We start from the raw sequence: 18,679 nt of genomic DNA on the forward strand, positions 1-18,679 counted from the left end.
GCATGTCCGATCTATAGATTTTCAACCAGATTATCTAGAGATAATTGACAGTTTTCAGCCTTAATTTTGCACTTAACTAAGCTAGAAAACAACTGCTGGGCATCTCTATCTTTCAATACATGGAAAACTTCCTTAACCAATTCGAGACAATCATTATCGTCATAAATCACGAAATCTGTTGGCAGCCCAATCTGACGAGCTTCCATCCGTAGTATGGAGGCGCACAAACCATGAAAAGTCTTAATTGTTAGGTGCTGTAGTTGTTCTGGACAATACTGAGATAACCGCCCGCTCATTTCCTTGGCAGCTCGATTGGTAAAGGTCAGGCATAGAATTCGTTGAGGAGAGATACCCTGATTAATTGCACATAAAACCCGCTCTGCTAAAACACGAGTTTTGCCTGTACCAACCGGAGCAAGTACCAAAATTGCGCCTTCTACGTGGCTAGCGATCGCATTTTGTTCTCCGTTAAGCTCGTTGCTGAACATGAAGAGGTCTAACTAAATTTTCATTATAGGTAATTCTTTGGTGTTGCGTCAGTAGTGGAATGCTTAACCAGAAAGGGGAATTTGTTTATACTTTAAAAATCACTAATCACTGCATCAATGCATCAATAAATATGACATGCAGAGGCATTGCATGGTTTTATTTTTAGGAAACTATTCTTTGGATCAGCAACGCCGATTCTTGTTTTCAGGTGATAGTTCAAAAATTATTCTCTTCTTACCCTCACAAACTGCCCTATTCTCTCAAGGCCATGAGGGCTACTTTCCTTATCCAGTCTGCTTTATGACTTACTTGTCGCCCCCGCAGGGAGCAGCAATAACAATACCTTTGACCAGGCTTTTGTGTAATATTTGGCTCACTATCTTACTGCTGAAGCCTGGTGTGGTTTTCCCCTTATATCTTTTCTAGTATTTAGACGAGAAGTTGATGAGTTGCTATTTTACTTCTAGTTGAATACTTATAATTTTTGGTTGATTGTCAATTTTCCATTAACAATCAACCAAAGGCGATTAACCATCTTATTTTATCAATGATTACCGGGACTTTAAATACTTAAAGTTTAACTTCAATATCAACTCCAGCAGGCAAATCCAATTTCATCAGAGCATCAATAGTCTTTGAAGAAGGCTGATAAATATCAATAATCCGTTGGTGGGTGCGTGTTTCAAAGTGTTCCCGAGAATCTTTATCAACGTGGGGCGATCGCAAAACACAGTAAATACGACGTCGAGTGGGTAAGGGAATCGGGCCAATAGCTGTAGCATTTGTGCGGTTTGCTGTATCTACAATCTTCTCACAGGAAGTGTCCAGCAAGCGTCTATCAAAGGCTTTTAGTCGAATCCGAATTTTCTGCTGTTGAATAGTTGCCATTTGTTTAGTTTTCTAGGTTCTTTTAGTTAAAATAAACATGAATAAAGAGCAGAGAAGCTAGAGCTTCCCTGCTCCTACTCTATATTAGAGTACTGCTATTCGAGGATCTTGCTCACCACACCTGAGCCGATGGTGCGACCACCTTCACGGATAGCAAAGCGCATTCCTTGTTCAATCGCAATGGCGTTGATCAGGCTCACTGTCATTTTGATGCGATCGCCTGGCATCACCATCTCAGCTGTAGAGCCATCGTCAGCAGTAAAGGCATCAATAGTGCCAGTCACATCGGTGGTTCGTACATAGAACTGAGGGCGATAGCCGGAGAAGAAGGGAGTATGACGTCCACCTTCTTCTTTCTTCAGGACGTATACCTCAGATTCAAACTTGGTGTGAGGGGTGATTGAACCGGGCTTGGCAAGTACCATACCCCGCTCAATGTTCTCTTTTTGGATACCCCGTAGCAGTAGCCCAACATTGTCTCCAGCCATCCCTTCGTCTAGGGTCTTCTGGAACATTTCCACACCAGTTACGGTGGTGTTACGGGTCTCTTTAAGCCCGATGATTTCTACCGTCTCACCAACTTTAACCTTACCCCGCTCGATTCGACCGGTGGCAACAGTTCCCCGACCAGTGATGGAGAAGACATCTTCCACTGCCATCAGGAATGGCTTATCCACATCCCGCTCTGGTGTGGGAATGTATGAGTCTACATTCTCCATCAGTGATAGCACCACATCAGTCCACTCATTGTCACCTTTGGCAATGCTTGGATTCTCGGTCAGGGCGTTTACAGCCATTAAGGCTGACCCAGCCACAATCGGGATATTGTCCCCGTCAAAGTCGTATTCGCTCAACAGTTCCCGAATTTCCAGTTCTACTAGCTCTAGGAGTTCTTCATCATCTACTTGGTCTTTCTTATTTAAGAAAACCACGATGTTAGGAACTCCCACCTGCCGAGCTAGGAGGATATGTTCTTTAGTTTGTGGCATGGCACCGTCAGCGGCAGAAACCACCAGAATTGCCCCATCCATTTGCGCAGCACCCGTGATCATGTTTTTCACATAGTCAGCGTGGCCTGGGCAATCCACGTGGGCATAGTGGCGATTTTCGGTTTCGTACTCCACATGAGCAGTATTGATGGTAATCCCCCGTGCTTTTTCCTCAGGAGCTGCATCAATTTCCTCGTAGTTCCTCGCTTTTGCCTTCCCTTGAGCTGCCAATGTCATAGTAATAGCAGCAGTTAGGGTAGTCTTGCCGTGGTCTACGTGACCAATCGTGCCAATGTTGACGTGGGGTTTATTCCTTTCAAACTTTTCGCGTGCCATGAATTACATGTTCCTTTTTTTTGTTATGCGTTCCCTTGATTCTTAGCAATGATGGCTTCTGCCACATTGCGAGGTACTTCATCATAGGTTTTAAACTCCATAGAGAAAATACCCCGACCTTGGGTCTTAGACCGGATATCCGTAGCATAACCAAACATCTCTGCTAATGGAACTTTAGCAGTTACTTTGGCAATGCCGTCTTCAGAACCCATACCTTCAATCTGGCCACGGCGGGAGTTGAGGTCACCCATGACATCCCCAAGGAAGTCTTCCGGCACTTCCACCTCAACTTTCATCATAGGCTCTAGGAGTACTGGGGCAGCCTTCATCACAGCATTCCGCATGGCCATAGAACCAGCAATCTTAAATGCCATTTCTGAAGAGTCTACGTCGTGATAAGACCCATCTACTAGGGTAACTTTGACGTCGATCACTGGATACCCTGCTAGAATTCCCGATTCACAGGCTTCCTTCATCCCTTGTTCAGCAGGAGAGATGTACTCTCTCGGTACAGAACCACCTACGATCTTGGAGACGAATTCAAAACCACTACCAGTATCTCCTGGTTCCAATTCAACAATAACGTGACCGTACTGACCTTTACCGCCACTTTGACGGATAAATTTACCTTCCGCCTGGACTGATTTACGAATCGTCTCTCGATAGGCTACCTGGGGAGCGCCCACATTCGCTTCTACCTTAAACTCTCGCAGCATCCGGTCTACCAGGATTTCCAAGTGCAGTTCACCCATGCCCGCAATCACGGTTTGGTTAGTTTCTGGGTCAATGCTGACCCGGAAGGTAGGGTCTTCTTCAGATAGGGCTTGGAGGGCTTTGGACAGCTTCTCCATATCCTGCTTGGTTTTTGGCTCTACTGCCACCGAGATCACTGGTTCTGGAATGAAGAGGGATTCCAAAATAATGGGAGACTCTTCGTCACAAATAGTATCCCCAGTGATAGTATGCTTTAAACCAACGGCAGCGCCCAAGTCTCCAGCCCGCAACTCCTCTACTTCAATTCGGTCATCAGCCTTCAAGACAATCAAACGAGATATCCGTTCCTTCTTATTCTTAGTGGAGTTGAGGATATAGCTCCCCTTCTTGAGTACCCCAGAGTAAACCCGCAGGAAAGTTAGGCGACCATAGGGGTCTGCCATAATCTTGAATGCCAGAGCTGACATAGGAGCTTCGTCATCAGCCACCCGCTCGACGGTTTCACCCTTAGGCATAGTACCTTGAATTGGCGGAACATCAATCGGAGCTGGTAGGTAATCAATAACCGCATCCAATAGCAGCTGAACCCCTTTGTTCTTGAATGCAGAGCCACACAACATAGGAACGATTCTGCCCTCAATGGTTCCTTTGCGCAGGGCTTCACGAATTTCCTCTGCCGTGATTTCCTCTCCTTCAAGGTACTTCTCAATTAACGCCTCATCAGTTTCTGCCACCGATTCCACTAGTTTGGCACGGTATTCTTCGGCTTGCTCTTTGACCTCTTCAGGAATTTCTGTATCTTCGATGTCAGTTCCCAGGTCATTGGTGTATATCTTGGCTCGCATCCGCACCAAGTCAACAATGCCTCTAAATTCGCTTTCACTACCAATCGGGATTTGGATGGGAACAGCATTGGAGCGCAATCGGTCACGAACTTGCTCGTAGACCTTGAAGAAGTTTGCTCCTGTGCGGTCCATTTTATTAACAAACGCAATTCGAGGTACCTGATAGCGGTCTGCTTGCCGCCAGACGGTTTCAGACTGAGGCTGGACACCACCTACAGAGCAAAACACAGCAATCACACCATCCAATACCCGCATGGAGCGCTCCACTTCAATGGTGAAGTCAACGTGACCGGGAGTATCGATAATATTAATCCGATGCTCTCGCCAGTTGGTGCTAATTGCAGCAGCAGTGATCGTGATTCCCCGCTCCCGCTCTTGGTCCATCCAATCAGTTACAGCTGTACCTTCATGGACTTCACCAATTTTGTGAACAATTCCGGAATAAAACAGGATTCGTTCAGTTGTTGTTGTTTTGCCCGCATCAATATGAGCTGCAATGCCGATATTGCGTGTTTTATCAAGCGGGATGGTGCGTGCCACGGTTACCTCCTTTGTCTGGTGCCACCATTTCCTCACCAGGTAGCTATCTATTTACAATTTTATACTTTTTTTAAGTTTTTTTAGGCATTTGTGGACATTATCCTATAGCTACCAGGTTCTTGTTCTAGGCTTTTTAGGATAATTAGTACCGATAGTGGGCAAAAGCTTTATTTGCCTCTGCCATTCTATGGGTTTCTTCACGCTTGCGAATAGCATTTCCGGTTTCATTGGCAGCATCCATCAGCTCATTAGCCAATTTGCTAGCCATGCTCCGACCGGAGCGACTTCTGGAGAATTTAATCAGCCAGCGTAGGGCTAGAGTAGTCCCTCGCTCAGCCTTTACTTCCATAGGAACCTGATAGGTTGCCCCACCAACCCGGCGAGCCTTGACTTCTACTAGAGGGGTCAAGTTACGCACAGCTTTTTCAAAGGTTTCTATGGGATCAGCTCCAGTTCTTTCTTCAATGATTTTCATTGCGTCATAGATAATTCGGTAGGCAAGGGATTTCTTGCCATGACGCATGAGTCTACACCCCAACATACAAATCAGGCGACTGTTATAGACTGGGTCAGGGGGGACAGGACGCTTTTTAACAACTGAGCGACGAGACATAAGTAAGCTTAAGAAAAAATCAAAAATACAGTTTACTATTAAAAATTAACCAAGGCAATCAACTACACTCCTGTGATTAATCCTAGTGTGATTAACCCTGGTGTGATTAACCCTGGTGATACAGTTAGCTTTTGACACTCCCGTCGCTAAATCGAACGCGCCCCGCGTCGGGCAAAGCCCGTAGATTATAGCGTTCGCGTAGCGGCTCCTAGGTCGCTGGGATTCTTAAGAATTTTACACTCTTAATGGCTGAGCCAAACAGCCTCTAAACCCTCCAATAAAATTATTGGGCTTACTTTTTAAATTTTTGGTTTATGCTTGATTCAGAGGCTTTTCAGCTTGCGCACAAACCGCTACTCTTTCGAGGGCATTAATTATTAATAATGCTCAAATTATCAAGGAAGCGCAACAGTTCTAGTCTCCAATTCCCAAGGGGCTGTGTGGGTCACCTGCGGGAGCACTTTATACGCCCGGTCTTCCGCTAAGTCGGTCGGCTATAACGGGAGTCCCCTTGGGGTTTAGATGGGCGTGGGTGAGAACACAGCAACTCTATTGCTGAAAGTCTCTTACTTTAGAGGAGTCAATTCTCGTGAGTTTACTTAGGGCGCTTTGTCCCATACTTAGAACGACCTTGACGCCGATCCTTAACTCCTGCCGTATCAAGGGTACCCCGAATAATGTGATATCGCACTCCAGGTAAGTCCTTAACACGACCACCTCTGATCATAACGACGGAGTGTTCTTGTAGGTTATGACCAATACCAGGAATATAGGCTGTTACTTCAAATCCTGAAGTCAGACGAACCCTTGCCACCTTTCGTAAGGCGGAGTTGGGTTTTTTGGGTGTAGTTGTGAACACCCTAGTACAAACACCACGGCGCTGGGGACATTGTTTCAGCGCTGGGGACTTAGTTTTCTTCTTAGCTTTGAAGCGCTCGCTACTAATGAGCTGCTGAATGGTGGGCATGAGTTACGGCTTAATAAACATTGGTTGATTGAACTTAATCAACTACAAACAAACCAAAGGTAATTATATCGCATTTAACACTCTGGTGTCAATCTGAATCCTTTGATGGGTCTACACGAAAGGAATTACCGCAGCCGCAGCTTTCTGAAGCTTTAGGGTTATGGAAGCGAAACCCTCCTCCCATCAGGTCTTCTGAGTAATCTAGAGTTAAGCCATTGATAGTTTTTAGGCTTTCCGGGTCTACGATGACACTGATGCCATCACAGTCATAGACCTGATCCTCATAATTGATCACTTGCTCAAAGTCAATAGTGTAGTAAAAATCAGCACACCCACCCTGGCGGACACCTAGACGCAATTTGGCGTCTGGGTTTTGACGCTTGGACTGTACACGTCTAATCTCACTCGCAGCAGCTTTACTCAGTTTAATCATTAACAATACTAACTATACGCAACAACTAGCACCAGCTAATGTTACCTCAAAAAGGAATAGTCATTAATCATTAGTCATTAGTAATTGGTCACTGCCAAGAGGCTTTTTTTGACCTACTAAAAACTTCTAACTAATGACTAATGACTACTAACTAAAGAATTTTCAGCTGTCAGCCGTCAAGATTAAACGAATGCTTACCTCTTTTATTCAAAAGCTTAAAGCTGATTGCTGATAGCTGATTGCTGACAAATACTTACAACTAATGACTTAATCTATTTGTCTTCTGGTTTGCTGCGGGAATAGTCATCTTCAAAGCGAATAATGTCATCTTCTCCGAGGTATTCTCCATTCTGAACTTCAATTAAAACGAGGGGAATAACACCAGGATTCTCTAGGCGATGAGCATGGCCTTGGGGAACATAGGTTGATTGATTTTGATGAATAATTTCTTGTTTATCGCCACAAATAACTTTAGCTGTACCACTGACAACAATCCAGTGTTCGCTCCTATGGTAGTGCATCTGCAAACTTAAGCGATGACCCGGCTTGACTTCAATGCGCTTGATTTTGTATCCCCGTCCTTCTTCTAAGACAGTGAAAGACCCCCAAGGTCGTAGTTCGGTAGCGGCAACGCCTTCAGCTACTCGGGATGACTGTAGGGTAATGGCCGAAACTTGAGAAATTTCTTTTGACTGAACCATGGTTTTGTTCCTGAAAACGTCTAGCTAAGTGATTTTGGGAAAGTTTACTAATTGCTTACTAATTCTAGGTTAGACAAAATCAAGGGTAATTGACTATCGAAAAATCTAGCAAACTATAACTAAATTTTTCAGGCAAAATTAGTGGATTACCTGAATTTATATAAAGTCTTTACACTCTTATATAGTTATCTTTACCTAAGTATCAGCTGAATAAACCTATAGTTAAGGGATTCGTGATTTACAAAAATCTTAATAAATCTGAACACTTCATACTTCCTTCATAGTTAATACTTAATACTTAATACTTCTTAAACTATCAGGGAACAGGTGTAAAAAAGATGCCCAGACCGTTGTTAACTGGTGCTGCTGTATAGGGAGACCGATCTAGGAGTTGACCACCTAGATAAAGTCCAGTTGAGCTACCCCCGTCAAGATTGAGGGCACTAATGGCTCCCAATTTCTGCATCAACTGAGCTGTTTCCCTTAAGGTTGGGCCGTCTCCAGTATGACTATACTGAAAAGCAGCAATAATCAATGTGCCATTAGCAGTGGTTCCGATAGCACTGCGTGGAGCAGACTGCTGAATAAAGGCATCACTAAATTGTTCCGATTTGCCATCCAAAACAATTTTTCGATCTTGTAGTAGCAGTGGTCCACCACCGAGAATATGGGGGTAGCCATTGAAGTCAGCAGGAAACGTACTCCCCTCAATTCGCACTTGGGTACCGATACTAAGATCATGAACGGCTGTGCTGTTGGCTCTAAGGGTAACTAGATAGCCATTGGGGGGGATAGGAAAGGCTTGCTGACCGGCAAGTCCTCCAGGCAACAGATGGGTGACCGAGTTGTTCTGGACAACTACAATGATTTCATGATCAATTAAGGGAGTGTAGGTTGGTCCGAAGGCGGGAGTGTAGCGGGCAATGCCAGCTTTGACATAACCACTGTTGACGAATAGTACTGGCAAACGTTTCCGGTTTGAGGTAACTAAGGTTTCGGTGAGGCTGAGTCGTCCCAGTTTAAAGTGACCGCGATCATTCCAAGCGATCGCTCCCCGATTCAAAATTGGACCAGATAACCATCGACTGTCACGGCGAATTGCTCCTAAGGGCAATTGGTTGTTACGGTTGAAAAAGCCAGCATTAATTGCAGCAGATGCTTGCCACCACTGAGCAGCTTTAATTAGTGGGGCTGTTCCCACTTGGGTCGTAGCATTACTGCCAATGGGTCTGAGGCGTAACCGGTGAGATTTGGGGTCAACCTCCAGCCACACCACTGGGAAGCTAGTATCTTTGAGACTAATCAACTGCTGACGCCACTGGATGCCGGGTGCCCAGAGAATATTTTTCTTTACCATGGCATCGGGTCGCAAATCAATCACCAATCGAAAAGGGTTAGGCAAGGTGAAAACTCGCAGACGTTTACCTTTGGGGAAATCCACCCTGAGCCTAGTTTGGTTCTGATGGCTTTCTAAGCGGATAACCGGTTTATCCATAGGAGCACCCACGGAAATGGGAGCTACATCTTCAGGCCCTTGGATCTTGGTAGCCTCTAGAGCATTAAAACCCTTGACTAGTGACAGGTCCGCTGAGGCAGCTACTGTAATCACACCTTCAGTGCGTCGGTCATTGACTTGCCAGAAGGTTGGGCGGTCTAAATCAAGAACAATACGATTACCCCAAGGCTGACGTCCCTGGCGAATAGCCTTCACCCTGGCTGGCATGGAAGAGATATACAGCTTATCCCCGTGAACTTGTAACTGCCAACCTGCTGTTTTGGCAAAATCGGTAATATCTAGATATCGATAAGCACCACTAACTTGGCTGGGGAAGACTACTGATGTACTCCGGGGTTTAGAAAACCACCGAATCGGTTGCTGGGTAAAATCTTTACTATTGAGCATTTCTATCCCCAAAGTTTGCATCGCTCCTACATCACTGATGCCAGTGCGCACTGAGGTTCCCACCAGCCACTGCTGCCAAGGTAAGTTGATCCGCTGACCATTTAAATACACTTGAAACCCTTGTCGGATCACCTGGGGGGGGACAGAGAAAAATTCTACCTCTAAGGTGTTATCAGGCATGGGTGGTAGCTCTTCCAATAGTTTCTTCCCCTTTAAAACTAGGATGTTCTCCTGGGTGGTTTGGGATAAACTTTGAACGAGGACAGGGGTCTCTTCATCTGCTGGGGGCAACTGGTTAAGTAACTCTTTAAAGCTATTTAAGATTAAGGGTTCAATTGCTCCAACTCGCCTATTTGCCGTAGCTACGGATGCTGGGAATAGAATTAGGAGCAAGAGGGTAATGGCTAGCTTGGAGATCTTAGTCCACACTTTTGTAGTATCAATTCCGGTCTTTGGTGTTACTCTAGTCACCATCAAAGGGTTCCATTGAGCATTGGTTGCAGCTAGTAGCCTGTTTCCTCAAAGGACTGATTTGGCTGAAAGCTATCCTTTCATAGCCTAAATCAGTCAGCAAAAACTATAGAGAAGGTTTAATTTCACATACTCTTAACCTAGGCTCTAGGCATTGAGGCTCTAGGCATTGAGGCTAAGTGGGTTCTAAAAAAGTTATGAAGCGCTCCGGGTCAAGCACGGAGGCCCTCAACTCCCCCTTTTGTAAGACCTAAGACCATGAGCCTAATACCTAGGCATTTAGAGAGGAGATGCCACCTGGTCTAAACTAAGACTGTGATGAAGGCTACTGTGACAACATCAAGTCCTGTCACTGTAAAAGAGTCGTTAAGAAAGCTATTTTGAGTTTCGCTCAATGGTCTGGAAGACTGCTACGGTAAATCCACGAATTTCTTCCGGAGTAAAATTTTCAGTAGGTTTATGGAGAAATTAGGTATTGCTATCGCTAACCTATTTCTTATATCATGACTATCCACCTATATATGTAAGTTTCTAGGATTTATGCCAGCGTCATGGAACCCTGGTCACTTTGGTCATCAGCTAGGTGGTTAGTTGCATGCCATTTTAGTTGCATCCCATTGTTGAAGCACGCTTACGTGTTGCTACTGGTAAAACCTGTAATGGTTAACTACATCCGTTGCTCTGTGTCGGAGGATGTAGCTTTTTTGTCAGCAGCTGACCAGATTTCATTGGATACTCAGGATAGGAGTTTCTAAGGGAAAAAAGCTTGATAGATTGTTTCACCCAGGGAATCGGGATTAGACCCAACCAACTTCTGGCTCACCATTGATGGTAAATCATTGTTGATTTTTCCAGCCTAGTAGCAGTCTATAGGTCACTGCTACTAGGTTAATAGTCCTCAATCTGTAATGAAAGCATCACTAAACACCGTGAATAATTGGATGAATAATATCGATAACCAGAAAAACCAGGAAGATCTACAACAGTATCACACAAGGATACCCTATCCAGGTCAACGTTGGTTGGTGGAGGAACGAGATGCCTGTGGGGTTGGCTTTATTGCGTCTGGCCAGGGTATAGCTACCCATAAATTGATTGAACAAGCTCTAGTGGCACTGGGTTGTCTAGAACACCGGGGGGGGTGTAGTGCTGACCAAGATTCAGGGGATGGTGCAGGCTTATTGACTGCTATTCCCTGGAAACTGTTGCAAAAATGGTTCACCGAACAAGGAATTGACCAGCCTCCTACGGAACAGTTGGGAGTTGGGATGGTATTCTTGCCTCAGGATAAGAGCTTGGTTAGCCAAGGTAAGTCAATTGTTGAGGAAGTCCTTGCTCAAGAAGGCTTAAAGGTTTTAGGCTGGCGTGTGGTACCAGTATGTTCAGAGATCCTGGGTATCCAAGCGAAAGCTAATCAACCCCATATGGAACAGTTGATCGTAGCTTCTGAAGGGGAGATAGGAGATGAACTGGAGCGTTTGCTGTTTAAAACTCGCTGTCGCATTGCTAAGGCACTAAAATCTCAGAGTACCATCCGAGTGCCTGAAGATTGGTATTTTTGCTCTTTTTCCAGTCGCACGATTGTCTACAAAGGCATGGTGCGCTCAGCGATACTTGGAGAGTTTTATTTAGACTTAAAAAATCCTGATTACCAAAGTGGTTTTGCTGTCTATCATCGACGCTTTAGCACCAATACTATGCCCAAGTGGCCCCTCGCTCAACCGATGCGCTTGTTGGGACATAATGGTGAGATTAACACTCTGTTGGGCAATGTCAACTGGATGATAGCCCGGGAGGCTGACTTGGCTCATCCGGTTTGGGAAAAAGGGTTGAAGGCAAATAACCTTGAACCTGCAACCGACACTAACCTCAAACCAAATAACTCCTTAGATGAGATCAAGCCTATTATCAATCCAGAAAACAGTGACTCAGCCATCCTAGATAATGTATTCGAATTACTGGTGCAATCTGGACGCAGTCCTCTGACCGGATTAATGATCATGGTGCCGGAGGCTTACCAAAATCAGCCGGATTTGGATAACTATCCGGAAATTGTTGATTTTTATGAATACTACAGTGGAATTCAGGAAGCTTGGGATGGTCCAGCGCTATTAGTATTCAGTGATGGGAAAACAGTGGGAGCCAGCCTAGACCGAAATGGATTACGACCGGCTCGTTATAGCATTACCCGGGATGGCTATGTGGTGGTGGCATCAGAAGTGGGGGTAGTGGAGTTGCCAGAATCCGAGATTGTGGAAAAGGGCAGACTCGGACCAGGGCAAATGATTGCTGTTGACCTGCAAAGCAACGAAATTCTAAAAAACTGGGACATCAAGCAACGGGTGGCAGCTCAGCAACCCTATGGTCAATGGCTCAAGCAGTACCGTGTAAAATTGGAACCCCAACCCTTTACTGAGGCTCCTGAACAAGAGGCGGCTGAGTTACTGCGTCAGCAGACCGCTTTTGGCTACACTGCTGAGGATGTGGAGATGATCATCCAGCCGATGAGCACCCAGGGGAAAGAACCTACCTTCTGTATGGGAGATGATATTCCCTTGGCGGTACTCTCTAATAAGCCTCGGCTACTGTATGACTATTTCAAACAACGCTTTGCCCAGGTCACTAACCCACCGATTGACCCTCTACGGGAAAGTTTGGTGATGTCGTTGAGTATAGAGCTGGGTGAGCGAGGGAATATATTAGAAGCTAAGCCGGAGTACGCCCAGTTGTTAAAGCTGGAAACCCCAGTCCTCAATGAGGCGGAGTTGGCAGCGGTGAAAGGGTCAGGGTTTGAAACAGCTGAACTGTCTACTCTATTTGAAATTGCTACTGGTCCAGGGGGGCTAGACGTAGCTGTGAATCGTCTGTGTGACCAAGCGGCTGAGTCGGTAAGGGCTGGTAAAACGATTCTGATTTTGAGTGATAAAACTGCTGGAGGGCTTTCTGAAAACTACTCCTATATTCCACCGATGTTGGCTATAGGTGCGGTTCACCACCACCTGATCTCTCAAGGATTAAGGATGAAGGCATCTATTATTGTGGAAACGGCTCAATGCTGGAGTACTCATCACTATGCTTGCTTAATTGGTTATGGTGCATCAGCAGTTTGTCCTTATTTGGCTTGGGAATCGGTACGGAATTGGTGGGCTAATCCTAAGACTCAGAAATTGATGGGCCAGGGGAAACTGGAAAGCCTGACTATAGACCAAGCTCAGAAAAATTATCGCAAGGCGGTACAAGCAGGTTTATTGAAAATCCTATCTAAGATGGGAATTTCCCTATTATCGTCTTACCATGGCGCTCAGATTTTTGAAGCAATTGGCATTGGTGGGGATTTATTGGCACTAGCCTTTAAGGGAACTACATCTCGGCTGGGAGGTTTGAGTATTGCTGATTTAGCTCAGGAAGTGATGGAGTTTCACAAGCGGGCTTTCCCCCTGACAGCTAAGAAACTGGAAAACTTTGGCTTTATCAATTACCGTCCTCGGGGCGAGTATCACATGAACAGCCCTGAAATGGCTAAAGCCCTACACAAGGCGGTTTCCTCTTTCGTCCGTGACCAATCCTCTAAGAATGGTAACGGTAAAAATCACAAAGAGTTGGAAGTTAGCAAGTTGCAGGTTAAACCTTCAAGCCTTGACGCTAACAAAGAAGCTTACGACCACTACGATGTGTATCGGAAACTGTTGGAAGAGCGTCCAGCAACTGCACTACGAGATTTGTTGGACTTCAACAGCGACCAACCTACTATTCCGATTGAGGAAGTAGAACCTGTTGAGGAAATTGTCAAGCGCTTCTGTACCGGAGCAATGTCCCTAGGCTCTCTATCCCGAGAAGCTCACGAAACTCTAGCTATTGCTATGAACCGGATTGGCGGTAAATCCAACAGTGGTGAAGGGGGAGAAGACCCAGTGCGCTTCAGCATTCTGAATGATGTGGATCAGACTGGTCATTCTCAGACTCTACCTCACTTAAAGGGATTACGTAATGGGGATGTTGCTTCCTCTGCGGTTAAACAAGTAGCATCTGGTCGCTTTGGAGTAACACCAGAGTACCTGATGAGTGGGAAGCAGTTAGAAATTAAGATTGCTCAAGGTGCTAAGCCAGGGGAAGGGGGTCAGTTACCAGGTAAGAAGGTTAGTCCCTACATTGCTAAGCTGCGGCGTTCCAAGCCAGGAGTAACCCTAATTTCCCCACCACCCCATCATGATATCTATTCCATTGAAGACCTAGCGCAGCTGATTTTTGATTTGCATCAGATTAACCCTCAAGCTAAGGTATCTGTGAAGTTGGTGGCAGAAATTGGGATTGGAACTGTTGCGGCTGGGGTAGCTAAAGCTAATGCGGATGTAATCCAAATTTCTGGTCATGATGGGGGTACTGGAGCATCTCCCCTGAGTTCGATTAAGCACGCTGGAGCGCCTTGGGAACTGGGAGTAACTGAAGTACATCGGATCTTGATGGAAAACCAACTACGCGATCGCGTTTTGCTGCGGGTAGATGGTGGCTTAAAAACTGGTTGGGACGTACTAATGGCCGCCTTGATGGGAGGAGAAGAGTACGGTTTCGGTTCGGTATCGATGATTGCTGAAGGCTGCATTATGGCACGGATTTGCCATACCAATCAATGTCCCGTAGGGGTTGCTACTCAGCAAGAACGCCTGCGCCAGCGCTTTACCGGGATTCCAGGCCACGTGGTCAACTTCTTCTACTTTGTGGCTGAGGAAGTGCGATCGCTTCTTGCCAAACTAGGTTACCGTTCCTTAAAGGATATCATTGGTCGGGCTGATCTACTCAAAGTTCGGGAGGACCTTGAGTTGACTAAGACATCTATGCTGAATCTAGATTGTCTGACTCAGCTGCCTGATACTCGCACAGACCGCAGTTGGCTCAACCATAACGATGTGCACAGCAATGGAGCAGTCCTAGATGATCAACTCCTGGCTGACGCTGACCTGACGAATGCTATTCAAAACCATGGGTCTGTGACTAAAGATGTTGACATTGTCAACACTGACCGTACTGTAGGGACTCGTATTGCTGGGGTAATTGCCAAGCAGTATGGTAACAGTGGTTTTGATGGACACATTACTCTGAACTTCAAGGGGGCTGCGGGTCAAAGCTTTGGTGCCTTTAACCTGCCTAGTATGACCTTGATTTTAACTGGTGAAGCGAATGACTATGTAGGCAAAGGGATGCATGGTGGTGAAATTATTATCAAACCACCGGCTGATGCCACCTACGACCCAGCTAACAATGTGATTGTAGGTAACACCTGCCTCTACGGTGCCACTGGCGGAACATTATTTGCCCATGGCGGTGCTGGTGAGCGGTTTGGTGTGCGCAACTCCAAGGGGTATGCTGTGATTGAGGCAGCTGGTGATCACTGCTGTGAATACATGACCGGTGGTGTAATTGTAGTCTTAGGGAAAGTGGGACGTAATGTCGGTGCTGGTATGACTGGTGGTTTAGCCTACTTCCTAGATCAAGAGGAGAGTTTTCCAGCCAAAGTGAACCAGGATGTCAAGATTCAACGGGTGATTTCAGCGGCTGGAGAGCAGCAGTTGAAAGGCTTAATTCAAGACCATGCCACTCGGACTGGTAGCCCGAAAGCCCAGATGATTCTGGATAACTGGTCTGAATATCTGCCCAAGTTCTGGCAAGTGGTACCCCCTTCTGAGGCGGATACTCCTCAAGCCAATCCTGATGTGGTAGAGGAACGGGAGTTAGTTTCTTCTACAGTAGCCTAAAGCAGTTAAAGCTTAAAGGTTCCAGGTTGGATTGGGTTACCAGTTGCAGGTTAGAAGGTTGAAGGTTGGTTTGATCACCTTTAACCTTCAATCTGTAACCTGGGAAAGAGAATAAGTAGGTGGGCGTAATTAAGTGTAAAATAGCGATTGAAATTCAAAATCATGAAACCCCTATGAATAGAGGATTCCAGCTTCATTTTCGGATTTTGAGTTTTAACGTTTATTTATGCCCACCTACTTATTAAGCAAGGTAACAAACATCTTTGAGTGGCGGGACTCGTCGATGGAGTGATTACGAACTAACCTAGTAAATTCCTGGTTTTGGATGCACTGGGATAATTGCCAAGCCTCTTGAGAACCCTTTCCTTCTTCCCGTGCATTGATAATTAGAGAGTTAGCAAACCACTCTCGATGACGAGCGCACTGGCGATACAAATCACCTCCCCATGCCATGCCATGGGGAGGTTAGTGAATCTGACATGCTTCGGTCAGAAGATTAGTATAATTCTCAAAAGTCTGATTTTTATAACCTTCAATATATGCGATCGCTAATTCGCTGATAGAGCTCATGACTGTATTTTTGTTAACTCTTGACCCTTAACTGCTGACTATTAACAGTAAATTAAAAGCTGTTTAATTATTTAAAATTAATTAATTTTATTAACTAATAATAGCAACTTTATGAGTATCTATGGCTGGTAATTACTAAGTATTACCATTAAGCATTACTATCAAATAGTTTACCTATTTTCAGACAGGTTAATACCAAATCCGCGCTGATTTTATTATGACGATATTAAACTTGGATTTGGGATAAATGAATGATGAAGTTGTTAGATATCTAAATTTATGGGAATAACATCTCTTCATCACCAGGAAAGGCCATAATGCGTATTTTAAAGCAATCGCAATCAAGTTTGATACCATAGGGGGTTGGATGATAGTTAAACCCTTCTGGGGGGTTTGGGAAAATTTGCAATATAAATCCATGACCAACGTTGTCTGGAAGTGATTTTATACCTAATCTTCTACTCCCTTTAATGGATTTGATATCTTCCTCACTTAAATCAAAGCTAATTGGCTCGAAGTTATTGAGATCTTCGATAGTCATTGAATTTATTTCTTGATTGTCATTGTTCATAATTTATAGTCTTTCCAATGTTGGATTAGCCGATTTATTATCTGGTAAACTAGATAGACAGGAGAAATTAATACCCAATTGCAGGAAGAATGAACCTTGAATTTTGACCTTGGGTGTCACAACTATGAAACCCTACAACCACAAGGAAAGCTGTAGAGCATAAGAACACAGGACTTACGTATTCAATCTACGTCTAGGGTTTGTTATTAAAGCCAACTACTAGATAAATACACCATAACTACATAGGGTTTGCTGAAAAAGTAAGGGAACAGCAACAGAAAGATTAATTGATTATTCAAGCCAGTTGCTCAGATAAGTTTTTCTTGGGATAATCAGCTAAACTATAAGTTATATTTATGTTTAAGGCCGAAAACAGAAGAGAATTTGTTATCCTCTGAAATCGACCTAAAAAAAGACAAAAAAATGGCCGCAGCCAGGTAGAAATATTCATGACTAAAAAGGTGATAGCAATAGCTGTTTGAAAAGTATTAGAAAGTTTGGTCATCACCCGATTGAGGCTAAATCTTCTTTTTCCTTGTCCAAATTTACCCTCAATACAGTTACGAACTTTTTCATCGTCAATTGCTTGTTTCTTTGTCTCCTTATTGATATTTTTCGGTGGTCTTCCTAAGGGAGGTCCACTCATTCTAATTTCTTTGTCTTTGCACCAAGCTCGATTCTCTCTGGTGCGATAAATTTTGTCTACATGGACTGATTCTGGGTAGGAGCCTGTGAAACGTTTAAATTCTTCTATTTGGGCTTTTAAGTCCCCTGATTCATTGAAGTTATCCCAACTAATCCGGTCGATAAATACATAGCCGCTGAAACAAGAAGCTGACAGTTTTGCTCCAAATTCAACGGCTTTCCCAGCTTTCCCCCTGATCATCGGGCGGATATGAGGTTGATTTAAACTTACTATTCTGTCATCAATCCTCTTTTTGTTGTTTGACCACATCCATAACTGTTGGCGGTAAACTTCCGCTACTACTAGCAGCATTTTATACCGCTTTTTGCTCAAGCAGTTAAGGTCAGCACCCTTAGCTATCAGTTGCTCAATGTGACCTAAATTTCTTGAGATATATTGGAGCTGTTTTCTAATCGCTTTTCTTCTTTCTTTTCCTAAAGGTCGCCTTTGTTTTGCTACTTTTAAGTAGTCTTTTCTCGCTCTGTTTCGGTAAGTTCTCGGTTTAGTTTTGAATTTATATTTGAGGGGTTCGTAGAGGGAGTCTAGGATTTTTTCGCTTTGTTCTCTGGCTTGGTTTAATAGCCCTAAGTCAGTCGGATAGCTAATGTCGGCAGGGGCACAGGTGGCATCAATAATTAATTTCCCTTGATTTTTTCTCTCACTTAAGTCTTCTTCTTCACTGGGCTGTTCTTCTGATTTAGTCAATTTCCTGAACATTTTTTTGTTTAATTTGTTGACTAAATCAACCCTGATTCTTTTGCGAAAGTGGACGAGCATTGACGCTTCAAATGGAGCTTCGTTGCTATAGGCTGTCATGCCAATAAAGTATTGTAGATAAGGATTTTCCCTGATTTGTTCTACCGTTTCTCTATCACTTGTTCCTAATTTTTCTTTAATTATTAAGGCTCCCAAAGCCATCCGAAATGCCTTGGCTGGTGCCCCCATCTCCCCTGAGAAGTTTTGAGCATATTCTGGTTCAAATTCTGACCAGGGGATTAAGTTGGCCATGATTACCCAACGATTGTCTGGGGATAGTTTTCCCTCAAAGGGTAGCTCGAAGTTTTCCGGTGGTGTTGGGGGTTGCTCAACTTTACGGTACATTTGTACTACAGACGACCTCGCCAGTGCAAGGATTTTAGATTATTATAGCAGATTCCAGGGCATCTGAGATACTTTCAAGCCAGGTTAAAGCCTTTGAATCTAAAGGTTTCAGC

Annotated in this window: 13 protein-coding genes; 1 reads left to right on the forward strand and 12 read right to left on the reverse strand. The window is 44.5% G+C overall.

Features of this window, described 5'->3' with window-relative positions; translation table 11 throughout:
* Positions 1-11: 11 nt before the first annotated feature.
* The 9 genes from F6J94_RS01865 to F6J94_RS01905 form a co-directional block, all read right to left on the reverse strand.
* The gene (locus F6J94_RS01865; protein ID WP_293036341.1) at positions 12-488 is read right to left on the reverse strand and encodes a UvrD-helicase domain-containing protein; all 477 of its coding nucleotides are present in this window, start codon (positions 486-488) and stop codon (positions 12-14) included.
* Between the two features lie 571 nt (positions 489-1,059).
* On the reverse strand, positions 1,060-1,368 hold the full coding sequence (gene rpsJ, locus F6J94_RS01870) for a 30S ribosomal protein S10 (protein WP_198954346.1): 309 nt from the start codon (positions 1,366-1,368) through the stop codon (positions 1,060-1,062).
* 104 nt (positions 1,369-1,472) lie between these two features.
* A complete protein-coding gene (gene tuf, locus F6J94_RS01875) occupies positions 1,473-2,702 on the reverse strand; it encodes an elongation factor Tu (RefSeq protein ID WP_293036344.1) in 1,230 nt (409 codons plus the stop codon).
* Positions 2,703-2,725: 23 nt separating this feature from the next.
* Entirely contained in the window at positions 2,726-4,801 is a 2,076-nt protein-coding gene (gene fusA, locus F6J94_RS01880) for an elongation factor G (RefSeq protein ID WP_293036347.1), read from the reverse strand.
* Positions 4,802-4,943: 142 nt separating this feature from the next.
* Complete coding sequence (gene rpsG, locus F6J94_RS01885) at positions 4,944-5,414, reverse strand: 30S ribosomal protein S7 (protein WP_008179641.1); 471 nt, start codon at positions 5,412-5,414, stop codon at positions 4,944-4,946.
* Positions 5,415-6,009: 595 nt separating this feature from the next.
* Entirely contained in the window at positions 6,010-6,381 is a 372-nt protein-coding gene (gene rpsL / locus F6J94_RS01890) for a 30S ribosomal protein S12 (protein ID WP_071106977.1), read from the reverse strand.
* Positions 6,382-6,469: 88 nt separating this feature from the next.
* The gene (locus F6J94_RS01895; RefSeq protein WP_293036351.1) at positions 6,470-6,814 is read right to left on the reverse strand and encodes an iron-sulfur cluster assembly accessory protein; all 345 of its coding nucleotides are present in this window, start codon (positions 6,812-6,814) and stop codon (positions 6,470-6,472) included.
* Between the two features lie 272 nt (positions 6,815-7,086).
* The gene (locus F6J94_RS01900; RefSeq protein ID WP_293036353.1) at positions 7,087-7,515 is read right to left on the reverse strand and encodes a phosphomannose isomerase type II C-terminal cupin domain; all 429 of its coding nucleotides are present in this window, start codon (positions 7,513-7,515) and stop codon (positions 7,087-7,089) included.
* Between the two features lie 316 nt (positions 7,516-7,831).
* Positions 7,832-9,892: a phosphodiester glycosidase family protein gene (locus tag F6J94_RS01905; RefSeq protein WP_293036355.1), complete on the reverse strand. Its 2,061-nt coding sequence runs from the start codon at positions 9,890-9,892 to the stop codon at positions 7,832-7,834.
* 938 nt (positions 9,893-10,830) lie between these two features.
* Here F6J94_RS01905 and F6J94_RS01910 point away from each other — a divergent pair.
* A complete protein-coding gene (locus F6J94_RS01910) occupies positions 10,831-15,639 on the forward strand; it encodes a glutamate synthase-related protein (RefSeq protein WP_293036383.1) in 4,809 nt (1,602 codons plus the stop codon).
* Between the two features lie 234 nt (positions 15,640-15,873).
* Here F6J94_RS01910 and F6J94_RS01915 read toward each other — a convergent pair whose 3' ends face one another.
* The 3 genes from F6J94_RS01915 to F6J94_RS01925 form a co-directional block, all read right to left on the reverse strand.
* Positions 15,874-16,092: a hypothetical protein gene (locus tag F6J94_RS01915; protein WP_293036357.1), complete on the reverse strand. Its 219-nt coding sequence runs from the start codon at positions 16,090-16,092 to the stop codon at positions 15,874-15,876.
* A gap of 394 nt (positions 16,093-16,486) precedes the next feature.
* A complete protein-coding gene (locus F6J94_RS01920) occupies positions 16,487-16,780 on the reverse strand; it encodes a hypothetical protein (protein ID WP_293036359.1) in 294 nt (97 codons plus the stop codon).
* 295 nt (positions 16,781-17,075) lie between these two features.
* Positions 17,076-18,566, reverse strand: coding sequence for an IS5 family transposase (locus F6J94_RS01925; protein WP_293036361.1), 1,491 nt, complete (start codon positions 18,564-18,566; stop codon positions 17,076-17,078).
* Positions 18,567-18,679 lie beyond the last annotated feature (113 nt).

It is taken from the genome of Moorena sp. SIO1F2, from assembly GCF_010672755.1.
Taxonomy (GTDB): Bacteria; Cyanobacteriota; Cyanobacteriia; order Cyanobacteriales; family Coleofasciculaceae; genus Moorena.